Origin of the sequence: Mesorhizobium sp. WSM4898 (assembly GCF_029625845.1) — a bacterium.
In the GTDB taxonomy this organism is placed as follows: Bacteria; Pseudomonadota; Alphaproteobacteria; order Rhizobiales; family Rhizobiaceae; genus Mesorhizobium.
On record NZ_JARTVQ010000001.1, the window covers coordinates 1233889 to 1249122 of the forward strand.

The 15234-nt window shown below is 64.6% G+C and carries 22 protein-coding genes; 19 read left to right on the top strand and 3 right to left on the bottom strand.

The genetic code is table 11. The annotated features are described in order from the left end of the window. Positions 1–26: 26 nt before the first annotated feature. Positions 27–179 (bottom strand): hypothetical protein, encoded by a 153-nt coding sequence (locus tag P9228_RS06115; RefSeq protein WP_278052704.1) that lies wholly within the window; start codon positions 177–179, stop codon positions 27–29. A 259-nt stretch (positions 180–438) separates the two neighbouring features. Here P9228_RS06115 and P9228_RS06120 point away from each other — a divergent pair, with 259 nt between their 5' ends. The 11 genes from P9228_RS06120 to P9228_RS06170 all read left to right on the top strand — a co-directional run bounded on the left by P9228_RS06120 (position 439) and on the right by P9228_RS06170 (position 8668). Beyond that, positions 439–708 carry a helix-turn-helix transcriptional regulator gene (locus P9228_RS06120; protein ID WP_095825883.1) on the top strand — a complete coding sequence of 90 codons (270 nt, stop codon included), beginning with the start codon at positions 439–441 and terminating at the stop codon, positions 706–708. Between the two features lie 131 nt (positions 709–839). Continuing rightward, a complete protein-coding gene (locus P9228_RS06125; RefSeq protein ID WP_278052705.1) occupies positions 840–2561 on the top strand; it encodes a SulP family inorganic anion transporter in 1722 nt (573 codons plus the stop codon). A 364-nt stretch (positions 2562–2925) separates the two neighbouring features. After that, complete coding sequence (locus P9228_RS06130) at positions 2926–3360, top strand: hypothetical protein (protein WP_278052706.1); 435 nt, start codon at positions 2926–2928, stop codon at positions 3358–3360. Positions 3361–3386: 26 nt separating this feature from the next. Beyond that, positions 3387–3812 carry a DUF4054 domain-containing protein gene (locus tag P9228_RS06135; protein ID WP_278052707.1) on the top strand — a complete coding sequence of 142 codons (426 nt, stop codon included), beginning with the start codon at positions 3387–3389 and terminating at the stop codon, positions 3810–3812. A gap of 12 nt (positions 3813–3824) precedes the next feature. Further along, complete coding sequence (locus P9228_RS06140; RefSeq protein ID WP_278052708.1) at positions 3825–4232, top strand: hypothetical protein; 408 nt, start codon at positions 3825–3827, stop codon at positions 4230–4232. A gap of 4 nt (positions 4233–4236) precedes the next feature. Further along, positions 4237–4680, top strand: a complete 444-nt coding sequence (locus P9228_RS06145; protein WP_278052709.1) for a hypothetical protein — start codon at positions 4237–4239, stop codon at positions 4678–4680. Positions 4681–4697: 17 nt separating this feature from the next. Further along, a complete protein-coding gene (locus P9228_RS06150) occupies positions 4698–5279 on the top strand; it encodes a hypothetical protein (RefSeq protein ID WP_278052710.1) in 582 nt (193 codons plus the stop codon). A 6-nt stretch (positions 5280–5285) separates the two neighbouring features. Then, positions 5286–5678: a hypothetical protein gene (locus tag P9228_RS06155; RefSeq protein ID WP_278052711.1), complete on the top strand. Its 393-nt coding sequence runs from the start codon at positions 5286–5288 to the stop codon at positions 5676–5678. A gap of 1 nt (position 5679) precedes the next feature. Beyond that, positions 5680–5952 carry a hypothetical protein gene (locus P9228_RS06160; protein ID WP_278052712.1) on the top strand — a complete coding sequence of 91 codons (273 nt, stop codon included), beginning with the start codon at positions 5680–5682 and terminating at the stop codon, positions 5950–5952. Beyond that, the gene (locus tag P9228_RS06165) at positions 5952–6683 is read left to right on the top strand and encodes a hypothetical protein (protein WP_278052713.1); all 732 of its coding nucleotides are present in this window, start codon (positions 5952–5954) and stop codon (positions 6681–6683) included. Before P9228_RS06160 ends, P9228_RS06165 begins: the two co-directional genes overlap by 1 nt. Positions 6684–6709: 26 nt before the next feature. Then, positions 6710–8668 carry a DUF3383 family protein gene (locus P9228_RS06170; RefSeq protein WP_278052714.1) on the top strand — a complete coding sequence of 653 codons (1959 nt, stop codon included), beginning with the start codon at positions 6710–6712 and terminating at the stop codon, positions 8666–8668. A gap of 67 nt (positions 8669–8735) precedes the next feature. Here the strand turns inward: P9228_RS06170 and P9228_RS06175 are convergent, their stop codons facing one another. Further along, positions 8736–8924: a DUF1059 domain-containing protein gene (locus P9228_RS06175; RefSeq protein ID WP_278052715.1), complete on the bottom strand. Its 189-nt coding sequence runs from the start codon at positions 8922–8924 to the stop codon at positions 8736–8738. A gap of 108 nt (positions 8925–9032) precedes the next feature. Between P9228_RS06175 and P9228_RS06180 the strand changes: the two genes are divergently transcribed. The 5 genes from P9228_RS06180 (at position 9033) to P9228_RS06200 (ending at position 13085) form a co-directional block, all read left to right on the top strand. Further along, entirely contained in the window at positions 9033–9464 is a 432-nt protein-coding gene (locus tag P9228_RS06180) for a hypothetical protein (RefSeq protein WP_278052716.1), read from the top strand. Positions 9465–9472: 8 nt separating this feature from the next. After that, positions 9473–9982 (top strand): hypothetical protein, encoded by a 510-nt coding sequence (locus P9228_RS06185; RefSeq protein ID WP_278052717.1) that lies wholly within the window; start codon positions 9473–9475, stop codon positions 9980–9982. A 93-nt stretch (positions 9983–10075) separates the two neighbouring features. After that, complete coding sequence (locus P9228_RS06190; protein ID WP_278052718.1) at positions 10076–12196, top strand: phage tail tip lysozyme; 2121 nt, start codon at positions 10076–10078, stop codon at positions 12194–12196. After that, entirely contained in the window at positions 12196–12771 is a 576-nt protein-coding gene (locus tag P9228_RS06195; protein ID WP_278052719.1) for a phage baseplate protein, read from the top strand. Before P9228_RS06190 ends, P9228_RS06195 begins: the two co-directional genes overlap by 1 nt. Continuing rightward, entirely contained in the window at positions 12771–13085 is a 315-nt protein-coding gene (locus P9228_RS06200; RefSeq protein WP_278052720.1) for a hypothetical protein, read from the top strand. Before P9228_RS06195 ends, P9228_RS06200 begins: the two co-directional genes overlap by 1 nt. On the opposite strand, the gene P9228_RS06205 is transcribed toward P9228_RS06200, so the two are convergent. Continuing rightward, a complete protein-coding gene (locus tag P9228_RS06205; RefSeq protein WP_278052721.1) occupies positions 13086–13328 on the bottom strand; it encodes a hypothetical protein in 243 nt (80 codons plus the stop codon). It lies immediately after the preceding gene. A 35-nt stretch (positions 13329–13363) separates the two neighbouring features. Here P9228_RS06205 and P9228_RS06210 point away from each other — a divergent pair, with 35 nt between their 5' ends. The 3 genes from P9228_RS06210 to P9228_RS06220 are packed head-to-tail and all read left to right on the top strand — an operon-like array spanning position 13364 to position 15233. Then, a complete protein-coding gene (locus P9228_RS06210) occupies positions 13364–14227 on the top strand; it encodes a hypothetical protein (protein WP_278052722.1) in 864 nt (287 codons plus the stop codon). Beyond that, positions 14224–14886: a hypothetical protein gene (locus tag P9228_RS06215; RefSeq protein ID WP_278052723.1), complete on the top strand. Its 663-nt coding sequence runs from the start codon at positions 14224–14226 to the stop codon at positions 14884–14886. Before P9228_RS06210 ends, P9228_RS06215 begins: the two co-directional genes overlap by 4 nt. Then, the gene (locus tag P9228_RS06220) at positions 14883–15233 is read left to right on the top strand and encodes a hypothetical protein (protein WP_095783057.1); all 351 of its coding nucleotides are present in this window, start codon (positions 14883–14885) and stop codon (positions 15231–15233) included. The genes P9228_RS06215 and P9228_RS06220 overlap by 4 nt, the downstream gene beginning before the upstream one ends. The last annotated feature ends 1 nt before the right edge of the window (position 15234 follow it).

The window sequence follows — 15234 nt, forward strand, 5'->3', positions numbered from 1 at the left end:
GACTGGTGTTTCCGTCGGCATAGCACCTATCGGCGCTTGATCTCCGCACCGTGGGCGATCAATCCTGCCTCGTCCGGTGGTTCCAGCCTGAAAGCGCCGAGCAGAATTGAAGCTAACCATTCCCTCTCAGCAGCATGTGCGTTAGCCGCGAGAACCTTTTTCAAGACGCGTTCCATCATGGCCATATCATCTGGTCCGATGATTCCCTGGGATTAAGACCGCTGCCGGCTCCGCAGCTTGTCCTTTACCTGCTTGCCGGCTGGCGCGGGGGCTTTGCCTGCGCCATGCGGTGCTGGCTTGGGGCTCGACGCTGCAGTGGCGCAAGGCCGTTTACGGATAACGAGTGGCCAGTGTCTCATCCAAAATGAATGATGCTTGAAACATCATGATATTTGTATTATCCATTGATACCGCAGACTCAGACAAAGGTTCTGGCCGATGATCACTGCTGCGCAGATGCGCGCCGCGAGGGCGTTGGCCGGTATCGACCAGCGAACTCTTGCCGAGCGCGCCGGAGTTTCGCTTCCGACGATACAGCGCATGGAGGCGAGCGAGGGTGTCGTGCGAGGCGTTGTCGACACGTTGATGAAGGTCATCCAGGCCCTTGACGAGGTTGGGGTGGAATTGATCGGCGAGAACCAGACCAGCGAGCGCGGCGGCAGGGGCGTACGCCTCAAGGCCACCGTGGCGCAGAACCCGCAAGGCTGAGCCGCAACCGCATCCGCCCCGGAAACCCTTGCCGGTTTCGGGCAGCGCAATGCGGGGTCGCAACAGTTATCGCGACGGCGACCGCCGACATGCAGCCGACGATCCCGCCGCCCTTGGAGCGGAATATGGTCATGGATCAGGCTCGGCCTGCAATTCACCATCAAGCACGGCCGACATTCGCCGAGCTGTTCACACCAAAGCTGGTGACGGTGCTGCGCGAGGGCTACCACCTCAAGCAGCTGAGGGCGGATGTGATCGCCGGCCTGACAGTCGCCATCGTGGCGCTGCCGCTGTCGATGGCGATCGCGATCGCCTCGCATGTGGAGCCCGAGCGCGGACTGTTTACGGCGATCATCGGCGGTTTCATCGTCGGCGCGCTTGGCGGCAGCAGGTTCCAGATCGGCGGACCGGCCGGCGCCTTCATCGTGGTCGTGGCCTCCGCTGTCGATCATCACGGCGTTGACGGACTCATCCTGGCAATGCTCATGGCCGGCGTCTTCCTGCTCGCGGCCGGTTATCTGAGGCTCGGCGCCTATGTGAAATTCATTCCCTATCCGGTGACCGTTGGTTTCACCGCAGGCATTGCCGTAATCATCCTGTCCAGCCAGTTGCATGACCTGTTCGGCCTGACTCTGCCGGGGAAGGAGCCCGGCGACCTGTTGCCCAGGCTTATCGCGCTTGGCAAGGCGGCCGGAACGGTAAATCCAGCGGCCATTGCCGTCGCCACGCTGACGATAGGGATCATCGTGGGCATGAAGCGCTGGCGGCCTTCATGGCCGGGCCTCCTGGTCGCGGTGGCGGCGGCCTCGCTCGCCACGACGCTTCTCGGCCTTCCCGTCGAAACGATCGGCACCCAGTTCGGCGGCATTCCGCGGATCTTGCCCGACCCGACTCTGCCGGCCTTCGACGCGCATAAGCTCGTCTCTGCAGTACCCGACGCAATTTCCTTTGCCCTGCTCGGAGCAATCGAATCGCTGCTGTCGGCCGTGGTCGCGGACGGCATGACGGGCCGACGGCACCGCTCCAACTGCGAACTGGTGGCGCAGGGCATCGCCAATATCGGCTCGGCGCTGTTCGGCGGGATCTGCGTGACCGGACTGATCGCGCGCACGGCGACCAACATCCGCGCGGGCGCGCATGGACCGTTGTCGGGGATATTCCATTCCGCCTTCCTGCTGCTGTTCATGGTGGCGGCTGCCCCGCTTGCCAGCTACATCCCGCTGGCGGCGCTCGCCGGGGTGCTGGCCACCGTGGCCTGGAACATGGTGGAGAAGCCCGCCTTCCTGGCGCTGATCCGATCGTCCTGGGGCGATGCCCTGGTGCTGCTGGTAACCTTCGGACTTGTCATCTTCCGCGACCTCACCACCGGCATCGTGATCGGTTTTGCGCTGGGCGCCTTGCTGTTCATCGGTAGGATGGCACGTTCGGTCGAGGTAGAAGCGCATGTCCCGCCGGTGACGGACGACCGCGCCGATGATGAGAACGGCGGCCGCCTCGCCTACGATCTTGGCTCAGCCACGGATCCCGACACCGTCATCTATCGCATATCCGGTGCTTTCTTCTTCGGCGCGGCGGCAACGGTCGCCACGGTGCTCGACCGCATCGCGGACCAGAGCAAGAACTTCATACTCGACTGCTCGGCAGTGCCTTTTCTCGATTCGACCGCGGCAAACGTGATTGAAAGCACCGTGCACAAGGCAGGGCGGGCCGGAGGACGCTTCATCATCGCGGGCGCCTCGTCGCAGGTGAGGCGCACATTGATAAGCCATGGCGTCAAGCGGCCGCTGGTGACCTATGCCGCCTCGATCCGTGACGCGCGGGCGCAGCTGGACAAAAAAGCGGAGACTGCGTAGGCGCCCTGCTCACACCGGTGCTTCGATCGGCTCGGCTAGCTTCGGCGCGCGCGGCGATCAGGCATCAGGCGACGGAAGGCTTTGGCGCATGAGGTCGGGACTCTGACTAAACCGGACTGAGGTGGGTAGCGAGCGGTCGAGCCGTCCCAACTCTTCTATGCCCGAGGCGCAAACAGCGCCCGATCATCACCGAGACGAACTCTCCGGCAATCGGCGATTGGATTCGGCGAGGGGCACCATCATCTTCGCGGATGCTCTGAGAGAAACAGCCGCCCCACGGCTGTGAGCTGGGTTCGATCCCAGCATCCGCTCCACCGACGCCATCGGCGACGGCCACCGCCTTTCCACCAACCGGAGTAAATCAATGTCCACGACTGTCACTGTTGCCTGCAAGCTTCCGCATGGCCTCGTCCTGCGCCTTCACGAGATGGTCGAGCAGAACGAACCGACGGCCGGCGGCAGCTTCCGCAAGGTGAAACGCGCCCAGGTGATCGGCCAGCCGGTCGTCCTCAAAGGCTATCTGCGCCGCTTCGACCGACGCAAGGAGCCCGCCCCGATGGCGCAGGACAGCAGCTATGCCCTGACACATGGCGTCGATGCCGATTTCTTCAAGAAGTGGCTCGAGCAGAACAAGGACCTCGACGCGGTCAGGAACAACCTCGTCTGGGCGCATACCGAGACTGACATGGTCGAGGGCTTCATCAAGGAGCATGAGGCGCAGAAGTCGGGCCTCGAGCCGATCGATCCGAACAACCTGCCGCGCGGCATCCAGCCCTACAAGGCGGACGCGGCGGCTTAAAACCACAACGCCCGGGGAGGTCTGCCATGGGCGTCATCGTCGCTTTCAGCTTCGCGAACTTCGTGGCCATCTACCCGCAGTTCGCGATGCTGAGCCAGCCGCAGGTCCTCCAGGGCGCGCTGCCCGTCGCGCAGCTCTATTGCCGTAACGATGGCGGAGGCCCTGTGAGCAATACCGAGACCCAGACGACGCTGCTCAACCTCATGGTCGCCCACATCTGCCAGCTCATGTACGGCGCCAACGGTCAGGCGCCGGCCGGGATCGTGGGACGCGTCTCGAATGCTGCCGAGGGCAGCGTGTCGGTGCAGGCCGACTTCCCCGTGACGCCAAACAACGCCTGGTTCATGCAAACCCCATTCGGCGCGGCCTTCTGGCAGGCCACTGCCGCCTACCGGACCATGCGCTACATGCCCGGGCCGCGCCGCGCCTTCAACCCGTGGCTCAATCAGTAAAGGACATCGTCCATGGACCTCCTCCAGCAATTGCAGCGCGAGTTCCGCGCCTTCCGCAAGCACGCGGAAGATCGCATCCAGACCCTTGAGCGCAGCCTGCGCCTCGCTTCCCCGGCACCGCTTGTGGATGCGCCGGAGACGCCCGCCACCTCCACGGCGGCCGCAGATGGTGCGGCAGGGGCGACCGGCGCGACGGGCGCGACTGGCGCGACTGGCGCGACTGGGACAATTGGTGCCACTGGTGCCACCGGCGCCACCGGCGCGGCCGTCGACAGCGGAGCGACCGGCGCCGCGCCCGAGGTCGCCGCAACTGGTGCCACCGGAGCTACCGGCCCCGCCGATTCCGCCGTTGACGCGAAGGGCAAGGCAAAGGCGAAAACCGCCGATCAGCCCGGCGACCAGAGCGCACCCAGCGCGTAAAGCGATGGTGAAGCTCTCCGGCGGCGACAAGCTCGCCGCGAAGCTGGCCGAGATCGCGAAGAACCTCCAGAATGCCGTTTCGGTCGAGGTCGGCTTCCTGGAGGGCGCGACCTATCCCGACGGCACTTCCGTCCCGCTGGTTGCGGCGCTGAATGAATTTGGCACCCGCGACACGCCGCCCCGCCCGTTCTTCCGGGGCATGATCGACGACAAGAGCCCCGAATGGCCCGACGCCGTGGGCAATCTCCTGGTCGCGAACGGCTACGACGCCGAAAAGACGCTGGGCCAGACGGGCGAGGCCATCAAGGGCCAGCTGCAGGCGGCGATCACCGCCTATGACGGCCCGCCGCTGCAGCCCGCCACCATCGCCCGCAAGGGCAACGACAAGCAGCTCGTCGACACCGGCCACATGCTGGCGTCGGTCGACTATGCCGTCAAGAAATCCTGAACCCGGAGACCACTACGATGAGGGCCATCCTTTTCTCGAGCAACGTCGGCGACATTCCTGCCGACCTGGCATTCAAGAACAATTTCTCGGCCGTGACCGATCCGGCCGCCACCGACGACTCGAGCGAGGGTTATCAGGTCGGCTCGGCCTGGGTGAACACCGCGACCGACACTGCCTTTGTCTGCGTCGACGCGACCCCTGGCGCTGCCATCTGGACCGCCACGGCGCAGGTCGGCAGCACGCAGGGCGATCCGGCGGCGCACACCGTCTCCGGCACGCTTACGCCCGCCGATTTGCTCGCCCGCATCATCACCATCGACCAGGGTGGCGGCGCGGCCTCCGTGCAGCAGCTCCCGACCGGTGCCGACCTCCAGGCGGCGCTGCCGGCCGACTTCCAGGTCAACGACTCCTTCGATGTCTCGGTGATCAACACCTCCATCGTCGATGCCGAGGATGCGACCATCACCACCAATGCCGGCATGACGCTGGTCGGTTCGATGGACTTCCCGGCGCATAGCAGCCCCACGATCCCGTCTAGCGGCATCCTGCGCTTCCGCAACACGGGCGCCGGCACCTTCACGGTCTACCGCGTCGGCTGATCGACCATGAACCTGCACGGGATCGTCTCGGCGGCGATCGGCACGGTGAACCCGTTCGTGACCGCCACGCTGAGACGGTCCAGCGGCTACACCACGGCGGCTGACGGCACGCGCACCCCGAGCTTTGTGGACGTCCCTGGCGTCCCTCTGCAGGCGCAGGCGCTGAGCTACAACGACCTGCAGCTGCTCGACGGTCTCAACATTCAGGGCGTGCGCCGCGCCGTGTACCTGAACGGTTCCGCGCTCGGCGTGGTGCGCGAGCTGCAAGCCGGCGGCGATCTTTTCGTCTTCCCTGCCGGTACCTTCCCGGAAGGCAACACCTGGCTCGTGGCACACGTGCTCGAGTCCTGGCCCGACTGGTGCAAGTGCGCCTTGACCCTACAAATGGATGGAGCCTGAAATGGCAAACGGAACCTTCATGGTACCATGCCCCGCCGGCCAGTGGACTAAGGTCGCCGACGGCGCCAACTATTCATCGGCGCTGTTGCAGGTGACCAGCGTAGGCGGCGTGATGGCAGCGATCGCCGACAGCCAGCCGGCGGCGGATGCCTCGAATTGGGTCCTGCTCTCCCAGAGCTTCGTTCCGTTCCCGCTCGCGGCCGGCGACCAGGTGTGGTGCCAGCCGATCGGCGCCGGCGAAGCCATGGTGCGCGGGATCGGCACCGGCGTCTGATGAGCGCCCCGGCCCCCAGCCAGTCAGGCATCCAGACGGTCCTGCGATGCTTTCTGCTGCAATACCTGCCTGCCGGCGTCGAGGTGATCTCGGCGCAAGACAACCGCGTCCCGGAGCCGGCCGGCGATTTCGTCACCATGACGGTGAGCCGCCGCGGTCGCCTCTCAACGAACGTCGACACCTATCAAGACTGCGCCTTTGAGGCCTCGATCGCCGATTCGGTGATGACCGTCACTCAGGTCTCGTTCGGCACGCTCCTGGTGGGGGCGACCGTCTTCGGAACGCCGGTGGCCGCCGGCACGCTGATCAGCGCGCAGACCGATGGCACGCCGCGCGGCGTCGGAACCTACACGGTCACGCCGGCGCAGACCGTGGCGGCGCAGTTCCTGTCGAGCGGTGCCGAGACCATCGTGCAGCCAACCGACGTCGTCATCCAGCTCGACGTGCATAGCGCCTCGGATGGCAGCGCTTCCGACATGGCGCAGACGATCACCACCCTGATCCGCGATGAGCGGGCGACACGGTACTTCGCCGATGCCGGCATCGATAGCGCGCCCCTCTATGCCGACGAGCCCAAGCAGGTGCCGTTCTTCAACGGCGAGCAGCAATACGAGACCCGCTACGTCGTCGACGTGCATCTGCAGGCCAACCAGGCAATCGGCCTGCCACAGCAATTCGCCGACCAAGCCGCGATCGACGTCGTCAACGTCGAGGCGACTTTCCCGGCCTGACCCCTCCAACAGAAAGGACTTGGTCCATGACGACCATCCCGGCCTCGCAGCTTGTGAACGTCATTCCGAACGTTCTCAACGCGGGCGGCAACGCGCTCGTGATGAACGGCCTCGTGCTGACCCAAAACACCCGCGTCCCGATCGGGCAGGTGCTCTCGTTTCCGAACGACGGTGTGTCGGTGGCGAACTTCTTCGGCCCGTCCTCGGAAGAGGCCGAGATCGCGGCGGTTTATTTCAACGGCTTCAACAACTCGACCCAGAAGCCGGCCACGATCCTGTTCGCGCAGTATGCGTCCGCGTCGGTCGCGGCCTATCTGCAAGGCGGAAAGGCCGACCAGCTCTCGCTGGCGCAACTCCAGGCTTTGAGCGGCACGCTCAGCGTCAACGTCGACGGCTATGTGCGCACCGCGAACGCGATCGATCTGTCGAGCGCGAACAGCTTCTCGGCCGCCGCGGCGCTGATACAGACCGACCTGAACTCCGCTCCTCCGCAGGCGGCCGCCGTGACGGGCACCATCGCCCCCGCGACGGCAGCCGTGACCGCCTCCATTGCCGGCAACGTCATGTATGTGACCGGCGGGACGTCGGGCGTTCTTGTCGCCGGCGCGGCGCTCTCCGGCGCTGGCGTCTCGGCCGGCACGCAGATCACCGACCAGCTGTCGGGAACGCCCGGCGGCATCGGCGAATACGCGGTGTCGATCGAGCAGGTGGTCGCCAGCACTGCGGTTTCGGCAACCTATGGCACTCTCACGGTCACTGCGCTCGCAAGCGGCACCCTGGCGATCGGCCAGACGATTGCCGGTGCAGGGGTGACGGCCGGCACGCGCATCGTGCAGCTTGGTACCGGTGAAGGCCTTACGGGTACATACTTCGTCGACGAGACCCAAACGGTGGCGAGCGGCGCAATCACGGCGTCGGCCACGGCGCTGGACGTCACCTATGACTCCGTCTCCGGCGGCTTCGTCATCACCTCGGCCGTTGTCGGTGCGGCGTCGTCCGCCGCCTTCTCCACCGGCTCGGTCGCGGCTGGCCTCTTCCTGACGCAGGCGACCGGCGCGACGCTCTCTCAGGGCGCCGATGGAACGACGCCAGCCGCCTTCATGGCTGCGATCACCCAGCTCACCCAGAATTGGGCGACGTTCATGACGATCTTCGACCCCGATGGCGGCTCGGGCAGTGCGCAGAAGCAGGCCTTTGCCGAATGGGTCAACAACACCAACAAGCGCTATGCCTACATCGCCTGGGACACGGACATCACGCCCACCGAAGGCAACGATGCGACGTCGAGCTTCGGCAACATCATCTCGAGCGCCAATCTCGACGGCACCTGCGCCATCTACCATCCCGCCGGCGGCATCACGACGCCCGCGCAGATCGCGGCCTTCATCTGCGGCGCGGCGGCCTCGATCGACTTCCAGCAGACCAACGGCCGCATCACCTTCGCATTCCGGGGGCAGGATGGCCTGGTGGCAGGCGTCACCACCGCGACTGTGGCGAGCAACCTCATCGCCAACGGCTATAATTTCTACGGCGCCTACGCGACGGCCGCGCAGCAGTTCCTGGAGTTCCAGAACGGCACGGTGTCGGGCGAGTTCGAATGGCTGGACAGCTACATCAACCAGATTTGGCTGAACAACCAGCTCCAGCTTTCCCTCATGGAGCTGCTCCAGAACATCAATTCGGTGCCCTACAACGCGGCTGGCTATGAGCTGATCAAGGCGGCCTGCCTCGACCCGATCAACCAGGCCCTGAATTTCGGTGCCATCCGCGCCGGCGTGACGCTGTCGGCGCTTCAGATCGCGCAGATCAACTCGGCCGCCGGCGTCAAGGCCAGCGACACCCTCCAGCTGCAAGGCTGGTATCTCCAGGTCAAGGACGCCACCCCGCAGGTGCGCCAGGCCCGCCAGAGCCCGCCGATCAACTTCTGGTACATGGACGGCGAGTCCGTGCAGCAGATCGAGCTGACCTCGACCCTCGTCCAGTAAGCGGCAACCCGGTTCGAGCACCTTTGCGAGAAGAAGGACGCCGTTGTGCCTAAGCTGCGAAGCGGGTCTAGCTGGCGATCATCATCGCTTGTAACTGTTGCCGATCGTCTTTGGACCACTGCCTAGGGTCTTCCCCATGCGCGGACTTGGCATGAAGCTCGACGTGCTTCATGACCTCTTCTGCGGTTTCTGCCGTAAAGCTCCCCGGACAGGCTTCCATTCCCGGATAGTCCTTGCACCGATATGTGTAGGCCATCGCTGCCTCCATTTTAGGAACACCTAATATGGAGCGACCGAGCGCGGGCTTTGTCAACCGGCCCCGTAGAATTCAAACACCAGACACGACCCTTCAAGGAGCCAGACCATGTCGACCCTCACCGCCGCGAACGCGGTCATTACCCTTGCCGTGCCGAACCTCTTTCCGACGCCGGTTCAACTGCAGGGCTTCGCCACCGACAACATCTACGACATGGACAGTGTCGACCAGGTGGAGACCGCCATGGGCGTCGACGGCATCCTGTCGGGCGGCTTCGTCTACAACCCGATCAACCAGACGTTCGTGTTGCAGGCCGATTCCCCGTCGATCGCCTTCTTCGAAACCTGGGCCGCGACGCAGGTCCAGGCCAAGGACGTCTACACGGGCAACGGCTCGACGACGCTGCCGTCGCTCGGGCGCTCCTACATCTCCACCAAGGGCTTCCTAGTGAGCCTTCCGCCGATGCCGGCGGCGGCCAAGATCCTGCAGCCGCGCCGTTTCGCGATCCGCTGGCAGAGTGTTCAAGGCGTCCCGAACTGAGGTAATCCATGCGTAAAGAGATCGACGTCACGATCGCCGATGACGGCCGTGACCAGGGCAAGACCTTTCACATCCGCGAGATGCCGGCGACGCGCGCGGAGAAATGGGCGATGCGCGCGCTGCTCGCCGTGGCGCGCTCCGGCGTCGAACTCCCCGACGACTTCGCCGGCATGGGCATGCAGGGCATCGCCATTGTCGGCATCCGGGCAATCACCAAGATCGCTTTCGAGGATGCCGAGCCGCTGCTCGACGAGATGATGGAATGCGTCGGCATCAAACCCGACCCCCGTAACCCCGCCATCCAGCGCCCGCTGATCGAGGGCGACGTCGAGGAGATCGCGACGCTGATCCAACTGCGGCAGGAGGTGATCAACCTTCACGTCGGTTTTTTTACAGCCGGCGGCCAGTCGAAATCGATCTCGACACAGTCGCCGGCGTCCACCTCCTCGAATACGGCAATGTCTCCCGAGCCATCGGTCAGGTTCTCTCAAAGGGCAAAACCTCGCTCCGCGAGCTAGACGAGTGGCTGTCGATCGAGGACGTCCACGACCTTCTCGAAGTGGCGATGGTCGACGCCCACAACCTGATGCTGCTGAGGAAAAGGGACGAGCATGCCAACGGTCATTGACAGCCTGATCGTCACGCTCGGCCTCAATCCCAAGGACTTTACCGATCAGCAGAAAAAGACGTCGGAGAGCTGGCTCAAGACCGTCAACGCTTTCCGCAAGGGCGGCAAGGACGTCGAGGAAAGTTCGAAGAAGGCCGCCGAGACCGTCAACCTCATCACGCGGCGCGTGCTCGAACTCTTTGCGGTCATCACGGGCAGCCAGGCGCTCAGCGAGTTTGTGCGCAAGCTCACCAATGCTGACGCCTCGCTTGGCCGCTTCGCCTCGAGTCTCGGTGAATCGCCCCAGCGCATCGCGGCCTGGGAGAATGCGGCCGAGCGGTTCGGCGGCTCGGCCCATGCCACCGCGTCGACCTTGGAGCGCGTCAACAAGCAGCTCTACAACCTCAACAAGAATGGTGAGGCGCTGCCTCGCGAGTTCTCGCAGTTGCAGGCCTGGACCGGCATGCGGATCGACCCCAACCATGGGCTCGATCGCTACCTTTCCGATGTCGCCGCGGCTTTGCAGAGGTTGCACCAGATCGACGCCGGCGCGGCTCACAATGTCGCGCAGGCGCTGGGAATCGACCCGGCGACCGAGCAGCTCATGTACAAGAAGGGCTCAGGCATCGACGTCTATCTCGGGAAACTGGAGAAGAGCCTTTCGCCCAGCAATCAGGCGATCGAGGCGGCGCAAAAGCTCCAGGCTAGCTGGAACGAATTGCTCCAGCACATCATCGCGCTCGCCAACGCCATTTATGACAAGCTCGGCCCGGTCGTGGTCGACGCGGCCGACAGGATGACGACCTGGATCGAAAAGAACCAGGACTGGATCCGGACCGGCATTGTCGACGCGGTGAAGAAATTCATCGACTGGCTCGAAAAGATCGACTGGAACGCCGTCGAGACCGGCATGCAAAATTTCGCGCACGGCGCGAAAGAGGTTGTCGACGGGGTCGGCGGCATCGTCCATGCCACCGAGATCCTGTTCGGCCTGTGGCTCGGCGCGAAGTTTCTGCGCGTTCTCGCCAATATGCGCATGCTCGCTGCGGGAGGTGCCGGCGGCGTCGCCGCTGGCGGTGCTCGTGCGGGCCTGGGCTTTCTCGGCACCATCTCAACGGGCGTTGGAATGCTTCTTGCCGGCGCGGCCGCCGTCAAATGGGGCGGCGCGCATGTGCGCCACGACCTCGACAACCGCGACCATGGCAGCATAGGCAATTGGGTCATGGCTCATCTGCGCAAGGCGCCGGGAAGCCATCCCGGCAAGGATGCCGACGACAAGATCGCCGTCGACGGCAAGCCGATCTCGAGGAGCAATCCCGTACCGGTCACGATGGCCGAGCAGAGCAACTCGGGCGGCGGGTTCTGGAGCAATCTCCTCAGCGGAATCGGCGCCGCGTTCGGCGGCGGCGGCGGTTCCTCCTCTAAGCTCGGCGGGCTCGTCGGCGGCATTGTGGGCAGCACCGGTCCTAGCGGCCCGCAGCGGGCCTCTGGTGGCACGCGAGGCTGGTGGACGCCCGAGCGGCAGTCGCAGGCCTACCAGACCCTCACGGCCGGCGGCCTGTCGGATGCGGGCGCGCGCGGCCTTATCTCGCGCTGGATGAATGTCGAGGCGGCCGGCGGCCCTTCGACCGTCAACAGCATCGGCGCGTCTGGTGTGGCGCAATGGCTGGGTTCGCGTAAGGCGCGCCTCATGGCCTTCGCCAAGGCGCGCGGCAAAGACTGGAACGATGCCGAGACGCAGTATCAGTTCGTCCTGTCCGAACTGAACGGCTCCGAGAGCCGGGCCGGGAGCATGCTGCGCAACGCCAAGACCGACGCGCAGGGCGCGACCGGTGCATCGATGTTCGAGCGCGCTGAGGGCTACAATGCCTGGAGCGGCATGGACTCCTTCACCGGTAAAATCTATCGGGGCATGAAGGCCATCAACACTGGCGCTGCCTCGGCGGCGCTGTCGAACATCTCGAGCACGCACACCGCCACGACCTCGAACAGCTCGGTGGAGGCCCACATCGGCAAGGTCGAAGTTCACAGCCAGGCCACCGATGCCAACGGCGTTGCGGCCGACATCAACGACGCGCTCAGCCGCCGTCTGTTCACCGCGCAGGCAAATAGTGGATTGGCGTGATGGCCGGCATTCTTGAACTTCTGACGCAGGACACCTTCGGATTGCTGTCGAGCGCCTTCGGCCTGCAGCCATGGGGCATCTACTTCGGCGGAGTGCCGGTGATCATCGCCGACAACATCGTGGAGGTGCAGTATCGCCAGCAATGGTCGATCTCTGACTTCCCGGTCGAACAGGGGGCCTTCCAGAGCTACGACAAGGTTCAGATACCCTATGATGCTCGGCTGCGCTTCACCGCCGGCGGATCGGCCGCAAACCGCGCCGCGATGCTGGCGTCGATCGGGGCCGTCGCCGGCGACACCAACCTCTATGACGTGGTGACGCCGGAGGCTGTCTACCTCTCCTGCAACATCACCCACTACGACTACAGCCGGCGCTCGAATGAGGGGATGGGGCTTCTCTCGGTCGATATCTGGCTGATCGAAGTGCGGCAGGCCGTCAGCGCCGCCATGTCGAACACCCAGGATCCGAGCGGCGCTTCTCAGGTCAACGGCGGCACTGTGCAGACCGCGCCGGCGAGCAGCGCGCAGCTCGAGCAATTCAAGACATCGTCTGGCCTGCCAGCCGGGGGCTTCTGATGGTCATCATTCCTCTGCAGGCGGTGCCGAACCAGGCGGTCGGCGTGACGCTGGACGGGCAGGTCTCGCAGATCAGCCTCTATCAGAAGAACACGGGCCTGTTTGTCGACCTCTATGTCGACAACGTGCTCGTGATCGGCGGCGTGATCTGCCAGAACCTCAACCGGATCGTCCGGTCGCTTTACCTTGGCTTCTCCGGCGATCTGCTCTTCATCGACAACCAGGGCGACACCGACCCGTACTATACCGGGCTCGGCACGCGCTACAGCCTCGCCTATGTGTCGGCGAGCGAGCTCCCGGCGGGCGTCGGCTGATCACTTGCAGTGCTTGAACCGGTCGCCGGCAAAGCAGGTGTGCAGTTCTTTCAGCTGCGCCGCTACCGCCTCGCGCTGATGGCACGCCTTGATGGTGTCGGGATCATCGCCCGAGCCGCCGCGGCACTGCTCATTCAGGTCGAGATAAGTCTTTTCGAGCGCGGCCTTGTTCGGCTTCGCCAGCGCCGGCGCGACGGTGAAAAGCAGAAGGGCGGCGCTCGCGGCGGCAAGGACTTTCGGCATGGGCGTGACTTTCTTCATGTGAGGCGGTGATCGAGATGGCGTTTAGCCAGAAGCGAATTTCCGTCGAGTTCGAGCTGGCAAACGGTCAGTTTGAAGGCGGCGGCAACACCGCGGAGGTATTCGGGCTGCGCGTCGCCTGCAACATCGTCAACGCCGGGCAAGGCTCGGGGCAAGCGGAAATTTCGATCTGGGGCCTGCCGCTGGCTCTGATGAACCAGCTATCCACCGTCGGTTCACAGTATCTTCAGATGTACAAGAACGGCATTTCGGTGCTCGCTGGAGATGACGAGACCGGCCAGAACGTCGTGTGGACCGGCACCATCGTTTACGCCTATGTCGACGCGCAGGCGATGCCAGACGTGTGCTTCCGGATCAGCTCGCTCCCGGGCGTCTTCCATGCCGCAAAGCCGATCCCGCCGCTGAGCATCGAGGGCTCCGGCGACGCCTCGCAGATGATGAAATCTCTCGCGGGGCAGATGGGCCTGGCGTTCGAAGACGCCGGCGTCAAGGTCAAGTTCGCCAACCCCTACTATCCGGGCACGGCGTGGACGCAGATGCTGGCGATCGCGCGCGACGGCGGCTTCGACGTCGGCATCGATCGCGGCACGATGGTCATCACGCCGCCCGGCAACGCGCGAAACAGTGACACGGTGCTGATTTCGAAAGACACCGGCATGGTCGGCTACCCGTTCTTCCAGCAGGCCTTCGTGCTGGTCCGCGCGCTCTACAATCCGGCGGTGAAGTATCAGGGCAAGGTGCAGATCCAGAGCGACCTGACGCCGGCCAACGGCACATGGAAGGTCAACCGCCTCGAGTATCAGTTGGAGGCAATGATGCCCCACGGAAAGTGGTTCATGCTCCTCGAATGCATCGCCGTTGATGCCTCGGCGCCGGCATGAGCGGCCAAGGCTATTTCGGTCAGCAGACCACATCTGACGACACCGCCGAGATCAACCGGCTGCGCTTCCTCATTCGCCAGGAGCTGGCGCAGGCGCGCACGGGCATCCCCGTCAAGGTCGTCGCGGTGCATGGTGGCGGCGTCGGCGCGCCGCCCACGGTGGATGTGATGCCGCTGATCAATCAGACGGACGGGCAAGGCAACCAGACGCCCCACGGCGTCATCTACGGCATCGCCACGATGCGCAACCAGGGCGGCACCAACGGCATCATCAACGATCCGAAGGTCGGCGACATCGGCCACATGACGATCTCGGACCGCGACATCTCGGCGCTGAAAGCCAACGGCGGAGCGCAGTCAAACCCGGGCAGCTTCCGGCGCGGCAACATGTCGGACGGCATCTATCAGGGGGCCATCGCCAATCCGGCCAACCAGGACCAGGCCGTCCAGTTCACCGAGGGCGGAATCAAGCTCTTCGACAAGAACGGGCAGATCATCGAGTTCGCGGCCGGCTCCATCACCATCACCACCGCGCAGCTGCGGGTGACGGGCGACGTCATCGCCGGCGCCGGTGGCGAGAACATCAGCGTGCTCAACCATCTTCACACCAACGTCCAGCCCGGCGGCGGCACGTCAGGCCCACCGGAGCCCGGAACATGAAGACGCTCCTTCTCGACACCGACACCTGGGACTTAGTGGCGGACGCGTCGGGCAACATCGCTGTCGCCGACGAGCCCTACGCACTGGCGCAGGACGCGGCGAGCGCGATCAGGCTGTTCGCGGGCGAGCTCTACTACGACACCACGCAGGGCATTCCCTACTTCGACCAGATCCTGGGCAAGGCGCCGCCGGTCTCGCTCATGAAGGCGTACTTCAATCGTGCCGCCTTGACGGTGCCCGGCGTGGTCTCGGCGCAGACCTTCATCCAGTCCTGGACCGATCGGACTGTCACCGGCCAGGTGCAGGTGACGGACGCGGCCGGCAACACCACCGCAGCGAGCTTCTAGC